Here is a 14,212-nt window from a genome sequence, read left to right as displayed (position 1 = left end):
GTGCCTGTGGACTACAGCTCGCCCTCGCGCAGCACCTCGAGCGAGTGCGCCAGGTCGTCGGGGTACTCGGTCGTGAACCGCACGGGCTCACCTGTTCTGGGGTGCGCGAACCCGAGCTCCTTCGCGTGCAGCCACTGGCGCTTGAGGCCGAGCTTCGCGGCGAGGATCGGGTCGGATCCGTAGAGCGGGTCGCCGATGCAGGGATGGCGCTGTGCGGCCATGTGCACGCGGATCTGATGTGTGCGCCCCGTCTCGAGGTGCACCTCGAGGAGGGCTCCACGACGGAACGCCTCCGTGGTCTCGTAGTGCGTGACGGAGGGCTTGCCCTCGCTCGTCACGGCGAACTTCCACGAGGACCCTGGGTGGCGCCCGATGGGGGCATCGATCGTTCCGGAGAGCGGATCAGGGTGGCCCTGGACGACCGCGTGGTAGACCTTGTCGACCTCGCGGTCGTGGAAGGCCTTCTTGAGCTGCGCGTATGCCAGCTCGCTCTTCGCGACGACCATGAGTCCGCTGGTGCCCGCGTCGAGGCGATGCACGATGCCCTGGCGCTCGGATTGCCCGGACGTCGAGATCGTGAAGCCCGCCGCTGCGAGCGCACCAAGGACCGTCGGCCCATCCCATCCGATCGATGGATGGGCTGCCACGCCGACGGGCTTGTCGATCACGACGAAGTCGTCCTCATCGTGCACGATCTTGAGGTCGGGCACCGCGATGGGCACGACTTCGACCGGCCCAGCCTGCTGCCATTCGACGGAGATGACGGAACCCGCCATCATCCGGTCGGACTTGCCGACCTGCTTGCCGTCGATCGTGATGCCGCCGGCTGCGGCGATGTCGGCCACCTGCGTCCTGCTGAGCCCGAGCAGCTTCGAGACTCCCGCGTCGACGCGGGCCCCCTCGAGGCCGTCTGGGATCGGGATCGTCCTGGATTGCATCACGCGTCCTTCTTCGCCTTTGGTCGGCGCTTGCCGTCGAATCCGATGTCGAACAGGGTGAGCAGCACGAACGCCGACATCCCCACGACGATGCACATGTCCGCGACGTTGTAGATCGCCGGCAGCATCCAGGGCGTGTAGATGAAGTCGATGACGTGACCGACACCGAAGCCCGGCTCGCGGAAGAGCCGGTCCCAGAGGTTGCCGAGCGCCCCGCCGAGCACGAGCCCGAAGACGGCGGCCCACAGCTTCGAACCCAGCTTCCTGGCCACGACGACGATGACGATCACCATGATGGTCGAGACGCCCGTGAAGATCCACGTCGAGCCTGCGGCGAAGGAGAAGGCCGCGCCGGGGTTCCTGACGAAATGCCATTGGAGGAATCCCCCGAGCACTTCGATGGTCTGGCCCTCGGTCATCGATCCGACGACGGCGGCCTTGCTGATCTGGTCGAGCGCAAACGCGCCGACGGCGACCGCGGCGAGCATCGCAAGAATGCGGATGCTCGGTCGCGATCGCCGTTCGGTGGTCTGCAGAGGTGTGTCCTCCACGTTCCGGTTGCTACTGGCCCGCTGGTGCGGAGCCTTCGAGGACGTCGCTGGCCTGACGGTTCAGGTCGTTGAGCTGTCCCTCGATGTAGGAGCGCAGGTTGTTGCGGTACTCGCGCTCGAAGATGCGGAGTTCCTCGATGCGAGCCTCGAGCTTCGTCTTGGTCTCCTCGAGGCGACCGAGGGTCTCGCGTTCCTTGGCCTCGGCCTCGGTGACGATCGTGCGGGCACGACCCTCGGACTCGGCCGTGATCTCGCGGGCACGCTTCTCGCTGTCGCCCTCGATCTGACGGGCGCGGGTCTCGGACTCGGCGACGATCTCTCGTGCACGGGTCTCGCCCGTTGCGATGATCTCGTCGCGCTTGCGGGTTCCCTCTTCGACGTGCTCGTCGTGGAGGCGACGGGCGAGCGCGATGAGCGAGCTGCTCGTCTCGGCCTCGTCTTCGCCCTGCGCGACGACGGGTGCGGGAGCTGCGGGCTGAGCGAGCGGAGCGATGGGCTCCGGCTCGGGCTCGGGCGCTGCCTCGACCTCGACGCTGGGCTCCTCGACCGGGGCGGGAGCGGCTGCGGCCGGCGCGTGATCGGCGCGGGCCTGTGCCTCTTCGAGCTGCTGACGAAGCTGCTCGTTCTCCCCCACGAGGCGGCGCATCTCTGCAACGACCTCGTCGAGGAAGTCGTCGACCTCATCTTGGTCGTACCCCTCGCGGAACTTGGTCTGCTGGAAGCGTTTGTTGATGACGTCCTCAGGAGTGAGTGCCATGTCGGCCACCTTTCGACTCTCTCTGCGATTGGTCTGTATCTGGTATAGACACTGAGTTTTACTTCAAGACTCTGGGCCTGACTTCAAGACATTGGATCTTGCTTCAAGACACTGGGTCTGACTTGACAACACTAGCGTTGCACAGGTGTGCGCGCAGAACGTTGCTGTGCTGCACAGCACATAGGTCACATTACGGCACTTGGGTCCCGCGCGTCACATTCTGCCGGGAAAGTCGGCATTGACCTCGTGGAATACGCCGATTCCGGCCATCCACGGGGCAGAACCGGGACCGGACGGCAGCCGCGCTCAGAGGAGACGGACGAGATTCGACGTGATGACGAGGGCGAACATCACGATGATCCAGGCGAGGTCGAGCGCGATGTTGCCGATGCGGAGCGGCGGGACGACCTTCCGAACCGCACGGAGGGGCGGGTCGGTCAGCGAGTACACGCCTTCGCAGAGCACGAGGACGAAGCCCTTCGGCTTCCAGCGCGGGGCGAACATGCGCGCGTAGTCGAGGATCAGCCGCCCCCACATCACCATGATGTAGAGGCCGATGATGAAGCCGAGGATCGCGCCGAGGATGTTCATTCGTTTCCTGAGATGTTGTCGCGCAGACACGGCGACGGTGCACCCACTGGATGCACCGTCTCACCGTTCGCGCGAATGCGGGCCGGTCCGCCTGGCGGCAGAGCCTGACTGGATGGGGCTACTGGAAGAACGAGGCTTCCTTCTCCGCCTCGAGCTTGCTCGACTCGCCGTGGACGGCGATGTGCTGCGGAGAGAGCAGGAAGACCCGGCTCGTCACGCGCTCGATCTTGCCATACAGGCCCTGAGAAAGTCCGCTCGCGAAGTCGATGAGGCGACGGGCTTCAGCCTCGTCCATCTCCGAGAGGTTCATGATGACCGGGACGCCATCGCGGAAGTTCTCGGCGATGACCTGCGCGTCTTTGTTGTAGGCCTTCGGGTGGACCGTGAGGATCTCGTTCATTTCCGCCATCGCCGGGGTCGAAGTGTGCTTGGGAGCTTTGGTGATCGGAGTCACTGGCGCCGGCTTGGGGCGCTCGGTGACCACCGGGGAGAGCTGCGGCGAGGGGGCCGCCGTGGGCGACTGCCTCTGCTGCTGCTGCGCCTGGGGCGTCGCGTCGTGCAGATTCTGCTCGTCTTCGTCAGCAAGGCCCAGGTAGACCATGGCATTGCGCAGCGGGTTGGCCATTGTGCTCCTCCGTGTGTTCGGCGTGCGTCCACGCTACGTCCGGTCGGGGCGCTTTCCCGTGATTGCCGCGCCGATCCTTAGGTGTGTCGCACCGTTTTCGATGGCTTCCCTGAAATCGTTCGACATGCCCATCGAGAGTGCGGTGGCAGCTGGCGCGAGCGCCTGGATGCGCTGGCCCAGCTCCCTGAGCTCGCCGAAGGATGCGCGCGGCTCCTCCCCCAGCGGGGCGACGCACATGAGGCCCTGCAGCTCGAGGGTCGGAGTGCGGAGCACGTGCTCGACGAGCGCGTCGAGCTCGTCGGGCTGGACGCCACCCCGGGTGGCGTCTGGCGTCATGTTGACCTGCACGAAGACGGGCAGCGGCCGCTCGCGCTCGATCGTCGACAGGGCGTCGACGAGGCCCGCGCGGTCGATCGAGTGCACGGCATCCGCGTACTGGGCGATCTGCCTGGCCTTCTTCGTCTGGATCTGACCGACGAAGTGCCACTCGAGCTCGGCGCGGCCGGCGAGCGCCTCGGCCTTGTCTCTCGCCTCCGGATGCCTGCTCTCCGCGAAGCGGCGCAGTCCGAGGTCGATGAGCTGGGCCACGAGCTCTGGACCGTGGAACTTGGTGACCGGGATGAGGGTGACCTCGGCGACGTCCCGGCCCGCGGCACTGCAGCTCTCGCCGATGGCCGCCTGGATCGCCGAGAGGCGCTCGGCCAGCGTCGAATGACCCTGGCCGAGCGCCTCCACTGCGTGCTCTGGCATGTGCGCCCTACTTGAGGAAGTCCGGGACGTCGAGGATGTCCTCGGCGTCGTCGTACGCCGCCTCTGGCTCGCGGCGCGGAGCGATCGTGGGAGCCTCAGCCGTCGACCAGGACGGGGCCTGCGCTACGGGGACCGGGGCCTGGACGGGCTCCCGTTCGATGGGCGCCGCGGGGGCCGATGCGACTGCGGCAGCAGCAGCGCCGAGCCCGATCGCTCCGGTATTCGCCTGCTGCACGGGAGCCGCGGCGACCGCCGGGGCCACCTGCTGCTCCTGGATCGTCTTGGGCTCGCCACCGGCGAAGCCTGCGGCGATGACCGTCACGCGCACCTCATCGCCGAGGGTGTCGTCGATGACGGCACCGAAGATGATGTTGGCCTCCTGGTGGACGGCCTCCTGCACGAGCTTGGCGGCGTCGTTGATCTCGAAGATGCCGAGGTTGGAGCCACCCTGGATCGACAGCAGGACGCCGTGGGCACCCTCGATGCTCGCCTCGAGCAGAGGTGAGGCCACGGCGAGCTCTGCGGCCTTGATGGCACGGTCCGCGCCTCGGGAGGAGCCGATGCCCATGAGGGCGGAGCCGGCACCCTGCATGACCGACTTCACGTCGGCGAAGTCGAGGTTGATGAGGCCAGGAGTCGTGATGAGGTCGGTGATGCCCTGCACACCGGCGAGCAGCACCTGGTCTGCCGTGGAGAACGCCTCGATCATCGAGATTCCGCGGTCGCTGATCTCCAGGAGACGGTCGTTGGGCACGACGATGAGGGTGTCGACCTCTTCCTTCAGGGTCGCAACGCCCTGCTCGGCCTGCTGCATGCGGCGGCGACCCTCGAAGCTGAAGGGCTTCGTGACGACACCGATCGTGAGGGCGCCGATGGACTTGGCTATGCGGGCGACGACCGGAGCGCCACCCGTTCCGGTGCCTCCGCCTTCTCCCGCGGTCACGAAGACCATGTCGGCGCCGGCGAGCGCCTGCTCGATCTCCTCGGCGTGGTCCTCGGCGGCACGGCGTCCGACCTCTGGGTCGGCTCCCGCTCCGAGCCCACGGGTGAGCTCGCGGCCCACGTCCAGCTTGACGTCGGCGTCGCTCATGAGCAGCGCCTGAGCATCGGTGTTGATCGCGATGAACTCGACGCCACGAAGGCCGAGCTCGATCATGCGGTTGACTGCATTGACGCCGCCGCCGCCGATGCCGACGACCTTGATGACGGCGAGGTAGTTGTTGGTGTTCGACACGTGTCCGGCCCCTCGTTGGCGTGTGGTGTGGATGAAGTACGGAGTGCACACCTCGGCGAGAAGCCCGAGAGCTTCAACCTCTACTTGAAGCTCAGAGATATGCGGTTTCCTGATTGCTTGCTTCGACGCTAGGTCGCGAAGCCCGCACGATCCGTGCAGTCCGCAGGTGTGTTGCGTTTTGCGCGGCGAATGACCGTGAGTCGCTTCAACCCCCACTTGAAGGTTTCCCCGTGACCGCCACCGCGGGCTCGCATCAGCGGGTGACGGGTGTCTCCGGACTCGACACGTCGTAGCTCGAGATGGACTGCTCGGCTGTCGCCGCGACGAGAGCCGCGAGCACCTCGGCCTTGCGGTCGGACTCCTCGGCGCTCCCCCAGACGACCTCCGCGCCGCTTCGCATCGTGAGGCGGACGTCGTCGATGCTCTTGGCCGTGACCGCAGCCACTCCGGAGCGGAACTCGACGGGAAGCGCGAGCGAGACCGCGGCTGCCGACGCGAACGCCTCGGAGTCGACTCCCTGCCCGTCGAGCTCGAGGGTGGGAATGTCGGCGGCGGGTTCCGGCTGCGTCCACAGCACGACTCCCGCTGCGTCCATGACGTCGTAGCCTGCCGGCACCTGGACGGTACCGATCGGGGAGCGCTCGACGATCGTCACGACGAGCCTGCTCGGAGGTTCGACTCGAATCGAGTAGCTCTGCACCAGCACGTAGGACTGCAACCGGGTCTCAACGTCCTCGTTCGTGACGAGGGCGAGCGGCTGGCCGTTGAGATCGGCGAGGGATGCGTCGACCTGCGCCTTGTCGACGCGCTCGGCGCCGAACACCACGATCTCCCGCACGGACATGATGGGGCTGTAGACGGCGACCGCCACGAACGCCACGAGGGCGGCGAGGGCCGCCGCGATCCAGAGCAGGATGCGACGACGCCGTCGCGCGCGCCAGGTGAATCGGCGCGCCTCGTCGCCGAGCACGCTCACGACTGGCCTTGCTCCTTCGCGCCGAGCGCGTCGAGGAGCTGGGGCACGATGAGGTTGACGTCGCCGCAGCCGAAGGTGATCACGAAGTCGCCGTCGCGGGAGATCTGGGCCACAGTGTCGGCAGCATCCTGCCAGTCGGGGCGATAGGCGACCTTGCTCTGGTCGACGAAGGCGTTCTCCACCAGGGCCCCGGTGACGCCCTCGATCGGGTCCTCCCGAGCTCCGCACACGTCGAGCACGACGGTCTCGTCGGCGAGGCGCTCGTAGACCTCGGCGAACACGTCGCTCATCGCCAGCGTGCGCGAGTAGAGGTGGGGCTGGTGGACGGCGATGAGGCGGCCGGAGCCGACGACGGTGCGAGCCGCGGAGAGCGCTGCCTCGACTTCGGCCGGGTGGTGGGCGTAGTCGTCGTAGACGCTGACACCGTTCACCGTGCCGTGCAGCTCGAAACGGCGCTTGGTGCCTCCGAACTTCGAGAGCGCGTCGAGGACGGCGGCGGGCTCGAAGCCGAGCTGCACGAGGACGACGAACGCGCCGGTCGCGTTCAGCGCGTTGTGGACGCCGGGCACGTGCAGGAGGGCCGGGTAGTCGACGCCCTGCCAGGTGACGGTGAACCGGGTCTCCCCGCCCTCGGACGCGATGTCGGAGACGCGCGCGTCGGCCGACGGAGCCTGGCCGAAGGTCAGGATGCGGTCGTGGGAGAGCTTCCCGGTCAGCTCGACGGCGAGCGGGTCGTCGCTCGAGATGACGACGGCCTCGGTGGCGGCGTCTGCGAACTGGACGAACGCGGCCTCGAAGGCCTCGACGGTGCCGTAATGGTCGAGGTGGTCGTTGTCGACGTTCGTGATGAGCGCGATCGCCGTGTCGTAGAACAGGAAGGACCCGTCGGACTCGTCCGCCTCGACGACGAACGCCTCACCGGAGCCCACCGCGGAGCTCGTGCCGAGCGCCGAGATGATGCCGCCGTTCACGAAGCTCGGGGAGGCATCGAGCGCGTCCAACGCCGTGACGACCATGCCGGTCGACGTGGTCTTCCCGTGTGCGCCTGCGACCGAGACGAGACGGCTTCCGCGCGTCAGCCAGACGAGTGCCTGCGAGCGGTGCAGGACGTTGAGTCCGCGCTGCTTCGCCAGGACGAGCTCCGGGTTGTCTGGCCAGAGGGCGCTCGTCACGACGATGGTGTCGGCGTCGCCGAGGTGCTCGGCGGCGTGCCCGATCTCCACCCGGGCTCCGCGTTCGCGAAGCTCCCTGGTCGCGTAGTTCTCGGTGCGATCGCTGCCGGAGACGGTGAGGCCACGGTCGAGCATCATGCGTGCAATGCCGCTCATGCCCGAGCCGCCGATGCCGATGAAGTGCACCGCGCCGATCTCATCGGGGATCTGCGCGGTGGCGTCTGGATTGATCATCTCTGCTCCTGGGTTCGCTCGGTCTTCGAGCTGCGCGGCGTATGCCACGTCGATGGTCGAGGGTACTCCGCCTGACCGAGGTGGGAAATCTAGCGCCCCTGAGGGCTCCGCAGCGCCTCGTCGAGGAGCGTGACGACGCGAGCAGCGCCGTCCCGCTGCGCGGACGCGAGGGTCGCGGCCTCCATGCGAGCGCGGCGCTCGTCGTCGCGAGCGAGCGCGAGGAGCTCTTTCGACGCCCACTCCGGGGAGAAGTCGCCGTCGGTCACGCGGAGGGCGCCGCCGGCAGCGAGCACCGAGCGGATGTTGATCGTCTGGTGATCACCCGTGGCCGCGGGGTACGGCACGTAGACGGCTGGGAGTCCGACGACGCCGAGTTCGCTGACCGTCGACGCGCCAGCGCGAGCCACGACCAGGTCGGCGGCCGCGAAGGCCAGATCCATTCGGTCGCAGTACTCGAGGACGTGGTAGCCGTCGAGCTCGTCGTGCTCGAACTTGGATAGCCCGCCGACGAGGTGAAGGACCTGCCACCCCTCCGCGATCAGCTCGGGGACCACGGCCCTCACCGTCTCGTTGACGCGCCTCGCACCGAGCGAGCCTCCGGTGACGAGGAGGGTGCGGCGTGCCGGGTCGAGTCCGAAGAATTCGACGGCCTCGCTCCGCTTCGCCGCACGATCGAGGCGCTCGATCTCGGCGCGCAGGGGCATGCCGACGGTCACGGCCCCACGGAGCGGGGTGCCGTCGAAAGCCACGCCGACCCGCTTCGCCCAGCGCGCGCCGAGCTTGTTCGCCATGCCGGGGAGCGCGTTCGCCTCGTGCACGACGATCGGCACTCGCCCCCGGGCGGCCAGGTAGGCGGGAGCGGCCGCGTAGCCGCCGAACCCTGCGACCGCATCGATGTCGTGCTCGACGAGCATGCGCCGGACGGAGGAGACGGTTTCGCGAAGCCGCGGCAGGAACGTGAGCACCTGCGCGTTCGGGCGTCGCGGGAACGGCAGCTTCGGGATGGTCAGGAGCTCGTATCCGCGGGCTGGCACGAGGCGCGCTTCGAGCCCTTCCTTCGTGCCGAGGACGAAGATCTTGGATTCCGGGTCACGGGCGCGCAGCGCATCTGCGACTGCGAGGAGTGGGTTGACGTGGCCGGCCGTGCCGCCTCCGGCGAGCAGGTAGTTGGTCACGTGCGTGACTCCGATCTCTTCGGGTTGCGGGCGATCGACAAGACTATGCCAATCGCGAAGAGTGTCGTGATGAGCGCGGAACCACCGGAGGAGACGAGCGGGAGCGGCACGCCGAGCACGGGGAGGAAGCCGATGACCACGGCGATATTCACGAAGGCCTGGAAGACGATCCAGGTCAGCACTCCGCCGACGATCGTCTTCGCGGTCCAGTCGCTCGCCTCGTGGTAGATGCGCACGAGCACGACGGCGAGCAGGACGAAGAGCCCGATCACCACGATCGCGCCGACGAGCCCGAGCTCTTCGCCGATGATCGCGAAGATGAAGTCGTTGTCGGCCTCAGGCAGCCACGACCACTTGGCCTTCGAGTTCCCGAGGCCGGAGCCGAAGAGGCCACCGGCGGCCAGCGCATAGAGGCCGTGGGCGCTCTGCCACCCCCACGACTCGTAGTCGACGTCGCCGCCGAAGAAGTTGGTGATGCGGGCCATGCGGTTGTCGCTGAAGACCGACATCAGCACCGCCCCGGCCACGGCGACGGCGAGAGCCAGCAGGAGGTATCTGGTTGCAACTCCCCCGAAGTACAGCGCACCGAGCACAAGCGCCCCGACCACGATGATGGTGCCGAGGTCCTTGCTCAGGAGCATGATCCCGAAGCAGAGGAGCAGGACGGGCACGATCGGGACCGCGACCTCCTTGCCGATGTGGAGCTTGCCCTGCTTGCGGCCGATGATGAGACCGAGCCAGAGCACAAGGGCGACCTTGACGACCTCCGCCGGCTGCATCGTCGTGAAGCCGAGGTTGATCCAGGCCCGGTTGCCGTTGATGTCCACGCCGATGGGCGTGAAGACGAGCGCCTGGAGGATGATGGCGACGGCGAGCGCGGCCCACGCCGACCTCTTCCAGAAGCTGAGGGGCATCCGGGATGCGAAGAGCATGAGCGGGATGCCGAGCGCCGCGAACGTCGCCTGGCTCACGAACCGTGACGAGACCGCGTTCCCTCCCGCGAATTCCTCGACCGAGGAGCTCGAGAGCACCATGACGATGCCGAAGCCGACGAGGAACAGCGTGATGGACAGCAGGAGCACGAAGTTCCTGTTGACGCCGCGGATGCGCTTGCCGAGGGAGACGACGACGGCGGTCGAGGAGCTCTTGCGGGCGGGCGCGGTGCGGGCGCTCGAGCCGCCAGGACTACTCGGGGGTGCGGTCCGGGGAGCCTTCTGTCTCGGCATGCAGGCCCCCTTCAAGATGCGACGCGACGGCCAGCGCGAATCGCTGACCACGGTCGCTGTAACTCACGAACTGATCCATGGAGGCGGCCGCCGGTGCGAGCAGCACGGTGTCCCCGTCCTGCGCGAGCCGAGCGGCTTCCGCCACGGCACGACTCATGATGGAGTCAGTTTCGCTCACGTCGATCTCGATGAAGGTGACCTGGGGCGCGTGTTGCGCGAACGCGTCGACGACCTCGGAGCGCGAGGCTCCGAGCACGACGGCGCCCCGCAGCCGCCCTGCATGCTTCGCGACGAGGGGTGCGATGTCGACACCCTTCAGGAGCCCGCCGACCAGCCAGACGACGCTGCGGTGAGCGGCGAGGGAGGCATCGGCCGCGTGCACGTTCGTGGCCTTGGAATCATCGACCCACAGGACGCCAGAGCGCTCGGCGAGGACCTCGTGGCGGTGCCGGTCGACGGAGAACGTCGAGAGCGCAGCCGAGATGGCGGAGACGGGAACACCGACCGCGCGGACGAGAGCGGCGGCCGCCAGCACGTCTTCGACGAGGTGCTTCGAGGAGAGCCCGCGCAGGCGCAGCTCATCCAGCGTCGTCAGCTCGAGCGCGGTGCGCGCTCGATCATCGAGGAACGCGCGGTCGACGAGGATGCCGTCGACGACACCGAAATCGCTGGGACCGGGCACATCCGTGCCGAAGCCGATCGCACGGCATCCCTCGATGACGTCGGCCGCCTCGACGAGATCCAGCGTGGCCTCGTCGCCCTTGTTGTAGACGCAGGCGATCTGGGCACGCTCGTAGACGCGCCCCTTCGCTGCTCGATAGGCCTCGGCTCCGCCGTGCCAGTCGAGATGATCGTCCGCGATGTTGAGGACAACGGCCGCGTGCGCCGACATCGAGTGCAGCGAGTGCAGCTGGAAGCTCGAGAGCTCGACGACGAGCAGCTGGAACTCTGCCGGGTCCCTGAGCACGTCGAGGACCGGCACGCCGATGTTGCCGCACGGCGCGGTGCGGATGCCAGCGGCGAGCCCCATGTGCGCTGCGAGCTGGGTGGTCGTCGTCTTGCCGTTCGTGCCGGTGACGGCGAGCCACGGCGCCGCCTCCCCGAACTTGTCGCGAAGCCGCCAGGCGAGCTCCACGTCCCCCCAGAGCGGAACGCCGAGCGATTCAGCCGCCGCGATGAGCGGGTGGCTCGGCGCGAAGCCGGGAGACGCGACCACGAGGTCGGCGCCGAGGCCCCGCAGCGCCTCGACCGCGACGTCGTCGCTCTCGGCGATCGTGACGGGGACGTCGAGGACGTCGAGGATGCGCTCGCGCTCCTCGTCGTGGGACTGGGCGATGACGTGCGGCCTCGCACCGAGTTCGGTGAGGGTGTCGGCGACCGAGAACCCGGTCTTGCCGAGTCCGAGCACTGCGACGGCGACGCCGTTCCAGTCGTCGTGCCAGCTTCGCAGCGCCTCGATGTCGCGGGTCACGTCGTGACCCCCCACTCCGCGTAGAAGAGGCCGATGCCGAGCGCGGCGCACAGCCCCGCGATGATCCAGAACCTGACGACCACCGTCGTCTCAGCCCAGCCCTTCAACTCGAAGTGGTGGTGGATCGGGCTCATGAGGAAGATGCGCTTCCCCTTGGTGAGCTTGAAGTAGATGCGCTGCACGATGACGGATCCGGTCGTCATGACGAACAGCCCGCCGATGAGGACGAGGAGCAGCTCGGTCCGGGTGATGATGGCGAAGGCGGCGATGGCACCACCCAAGCCGAGCGAGCCGGTGTCGCCCATGAAGATCTGCGCAGGCGAGGTGTTCCACCAGAGGAAGCCGATGAGGGCTCCCGCGATGCCGGCCGCGACGATCGCGACGTCGAGGGGCGCGTACGCCGTGTAGCACGCCGACTCGAGCGACTCCGCGAGACGCTCGGTCCCGCAGGCCTGGTTGAACTGCCAGTAGGCGATGATGCCGTACGAGCCGATCGAGATGATCGAGGCCCCCGTGGCGAGGCCGTCGAGGCCGTCCGTCACGTTGACGGCGTTCGATGTGCTCGTCGTGATGACGACGATCCAGATGATGAGCGCGATCGTTCCCGCGACGGCGCCGAGCGCCATGAAGTCGATGGGCAGGTCGCGGATGAACGAGATGTGCGTGGAGATGACCGGCACGCCGTCGTTGTTGCGGAACTGGAGGCCGACCACCGCGAAGAGCCCGGCGACGACGACCTGGCCGGCGATCTTCGACCATCCGCCGAGGCCGAGCGACTGCTGCTTGCGCACCTTGAGGAAATCGTCGATGAAGCCGATGACGCCGAGGCCGACCATCATGCCGAGGATGAGGAGTCCCGCGGCCGTGACCTGGTCGCCCGTCGCGAGCGTCGCCGCGAAGTACGCGAGCACCGACCCCACGATGAAGACGATGCCGCCCATCGTCGCGGTGCCCCGCTTCGAGTGGTGGGCCTGGGGCCCGTCCTCTCGGATGAACTGACCCCACTCGAGGCGATGGAAGAGCCGGATGAAGAGCGGCGTCATGAAGAGCGTGAACGCCAGCCCGACGCCCCCGGCAATAAGGATCGCTATCACGCGAAGTGCCCCCTGAGGTGCTCGGCGAAACGGTCCCCAAGGTGTCGGAGGCCCGCTGAGTTCGAAGACTTGACGAGCACGAGGTCACCAGGGCGGGTCTCCCGCACGAGGAGCTCGTAGGCCTCGTCCATGGACTCGACGAAGATGGACTCGCCGTCCCAGGAACCCTGGGCGATGGCGCCGAGGTGGAGCGCGCGCGCGTCACGGCCGACGACGATGAGCTGATCGATGCCGAGGCGGACCGCGAGGAGTCCGAGGCGGTCGTGCTCCTCGATCGACGCGTCGCCGAGCTCGCTCATGGCGCCGAGCACCGCGACCGTGCGCGACCCCGTCGGCGCGATCTGCGCGATGGTCTTCAGCGCAGCGGCCATGGAGTCCGGGCTCGCGTTGTACGCGTCGTTGATCAGGTTGACCTGGCCAGAGTGCTGGAGCTCCATGCGCCACTGTTCAGCGCGGGTGACGCGCTCGAGCGCGTCGCGGATCTCGGTCGCCGGAACTCCCTGCGTGTGGGCTGCGGCTGCCGCGGCGAGCGCGTTGGTGACGTGATGCTCCCCGATGACCCCGAAGCGCACCAGGACGGCGTCCTCTTCGGGCAGGTGCAAGGTGAACTGGGTGCCGGCGAGGCTCGTCGAGACGTCGCTCGCACGCACATCCGCTCGAGCTCCCCTGCCGAACCAGAGGACGTCGGCCTCGGTCTTGTCGGCCATCGAGGCGACCCGGCCGTCGTCGGCGTTCAGCACGGCGGTGTCGCCGGCGACGAGGCCCTGCACCATCTCGGTCTTCGAGGTCAGCGTCACCTCGATGCCGCCGAACTCGCCGGCGTGGGCGAGGCCGACCGTGAGCACGATCCCGACGTCGGGCTTGGCCATCGCGATGAGCCGGCTGATCTCGCCGGGTGCGCTCGCACCCATCTCGGCGATGAGGGTCTGCGTGCCCTCGGTCAGCTTGAGGAAGGTGAGCGGGGCTCCGACCTCGTTGTTGAAGCTGGCGACGGGGGCGACGGTCTCCCCTCGAGCCGAGAAGATCTCGCGGAGGAGGTTCTTGGTCGTCGTCTTGCCGTTGGATCCGGTCACGGCGATCGTCGTGAGCTCGCCGCGGGCCTTGACGCGGGTCACGACCGCTGTGGCGAGACGCCCGAGCGCGAGGACGGCGTCATCGACGACGACCTGGGTGACGGGGAGGTCGAGGATGCGCTCGACGAGCAGGAGAGCGGCTCCGTTCTCGACCGCCTTCGGCGCGAAGAGGTGTCCGTCGGTGAACTCGCCCGGCTTGGCGACGAAGATATCGCCGGTTCGGATGAGCCGAGAGTCGGTGTCGACGGTCCCGGAGAAGACGCTCTCGAGGGTGTCGCCTGCCGCCGGTCGGGCTTCTCCCCCGGTGATCTCTGCGATCTCGCGAAGTCGGAGTTCGATCATCCG

General features: G+C 67.8%; 14 protein-coding genes. All 14 read right to left on the bottom strand.

Annotated features, from left to right (window positions below; genetic code table 11):
* Positions 1–11 precede the first annotated feature (11 nt).
* The gene (locus C5E06_RS08365; RefSeq protein ID WP_104241148.1) at positions 12–938 is read right to left on the bottom strand and encodes an RluA family pseudouridine synthase; all 927 of its coding nucleotides are present in this window, start codon (positions 936–938) and stop codon (positions 12–14) included.
* On the bottom strand, positions 938–1,489 hold the full coding sequence (lspA, locus tag C5E06_RS08360) for a signal peptidase II (RefSeq protein WP_258063115.1): 552 nt from the start codon (positions 1,487–1,489) through the stop codon (positions 938–940). The genes C5E06_RS08365 and lspA overlap by 1 nt, the downstream gene beginning before the upstream one ends.
* Positions 1,490–1,499: 10 nt before the next feature.
* Positions 1,500–2,246, bottom strand: a complete 747-nt coding sequence (locus tag C5E06_RS08355) for a DivIVA domain-containing protein (RefSeq protein ID WP_104241147.1) — start codon at positions 2,244–2,246, stop codon at positions 1,500–1,502.
* A 306-nt stretch (positions 2,247–2,552) separates the two neighbouring features.
* Entirely contained in the window at positions 2,553–2,837 is a 285-nt protein-coding gene (locus tag C5E06_RS08350; RefSeq protein WP_104241146.1) for a YggT family protein, read from the bottom strand.
* 118 nt (positions 2,838–2,955) lie between these two features.
* Positions 2,956–3,462 (bottom strand): cell division protein SepF, encoded by a 507-nt coding sequence (locus C5E06_RS08345; RefSeq protein WP_104306584.1) that lies wholly within the window; start codon positions 3,460–3,462, stop codon positions 2,956–2,958.
* 33 nt (positions 3,463–3,495) lie between these two features.
* Positions 3,496–4,212: a YggS family pyridoxal phosphate-dependent enzyme gene (locus tag C5E06_RS08340; protein WP_104306583.1), complete on the bottom strand. Its 717-nt coding sequence runs from the start codon at positions 4,210–4,212 to the stop codon at positions 3,496–3,498.
* Between the two features lie 7 nt (positions 4,213–4,219).
* Positions 4,220–5,446 carry a cell division protein FtsZ gene (gene ftsZ, locus C5E06_RS08335; protein ID WP_104306582.1) on the bottom strand — a complete coding sequence of 409 codons (1,227 nt, stop codon included), beginning with the start codon at positions 5,444–5,446 and terminating at the stop codon, positions 4,220–4,222.
* A 253-nt stretch (positions 5,447–5,699) separates the two neighbouring features.
* Positions 5,700–6,422: an FtsQ-type POTRA domain-containing protein gene (locus C5E06_RS08330; protein ID WP_104306581.1), complete on the bottom strand. Its 723-nt coding sequence runs from the start codon at positions 6,420–6,422 to the stop codon at positions 5,700–5,702.
* A complete protein-coding gene (gene murC / locus C5E06_RS08325; RefSeq protein WP_104307256.1) occupies positions 6,419–7,828 on the bottom strand; it encodes a UDP-N-acetylmuramate--L-alanine ligase in 1,410 nt (469 codons plus the stop codon). The genes C5E06_RS08330 and murC overlap by 4 nt, the downstream gene beginning before the upstream one ends.
* An 89-nt stretch (positions 7,829–7,917) precedes the next feature.
* Positions 7,918–9,003 (bottom strand): glycosyltransferase, encoded by a 1,086-nt coding sequence (locus tag C5E06_RS08320; protein ID WP_104306580.1) that lies wholly within the window; start codon positions 9,001–9,003, stop codon positions 7,918–7,920.
* A complete protein-coding gene (gene ftsW, locus C5E06_RS08315) occupies positions 9,000–10,229 on the bottom strand; it encodes a putative lipid II flippase FtsW (protein ID WP_104306579.1) in 1,230 nt (409 codons plus the stop codon). Before ftsW ends, C5E06_RS08320 begins: the two co-directional genes overlap by 4 nt.
* Positions 10,189–11,700: a UDP-N-acetylmuramoyl-L-alanine--D-glutamate ligase gene (gene murD, locus C5E06_RS08310; RefSeq protein ID WP_104306578.1), complete on the bottom strand. Its 1,512-nt coding sequence runs from the start codon at positions 11,698–11,700 to the stop codon at positions 10,189–10,191. Before murD ends, ftsW begins: the two co-directional genes overlap by 41 nt.
* Positions 11,697–12,794, bottom strand: a complete 1,098-nt coding sequence (mraY, locus tag C5E06_RS08305) for a phospho-N-acetylmuramoyl-pentapeptide-transferase (RefSeq protein WP_104306577.1) — start codon at positions 12,792–12,794, stop codon at positions 11,697–11,699. The genes murD and mraY overlap by 4 nt, the downstream gene beginning before the upstream one ends.
* Complete coding sequence (gene murF / locus C5E06_RS08300) at positions 12,791–14,209, bottom strand: UDP-N-acetylmuramoyl-tripeptide--D-alanyl-D-alanine ligase (protein ID WP_104306576.1); 1,419 nt, start codon at positions 14,207–14,209, stop codon at positions 12,791–12,793. Before murF ends, mraY begins: the two co-directional genes overlap by 4 nt.
* Between the last annotated feature and the right edge of the window lie 3 nt (positions 14,210–14,212).

It is taken from the genome of Pseudoclavibacter sp. RFBI5, from assembly GCF_002931395.1.
Lineage (GTDB): Bacteria > Actinomycetota > Actinomycetes > Actinomycetales > Microbacteriaceae > Pseudoclavibacter.
Note: the sequence above shows the minus strand (reverse complement) of the source record. Positions and strands in the feature narration are given on the sequence as shown.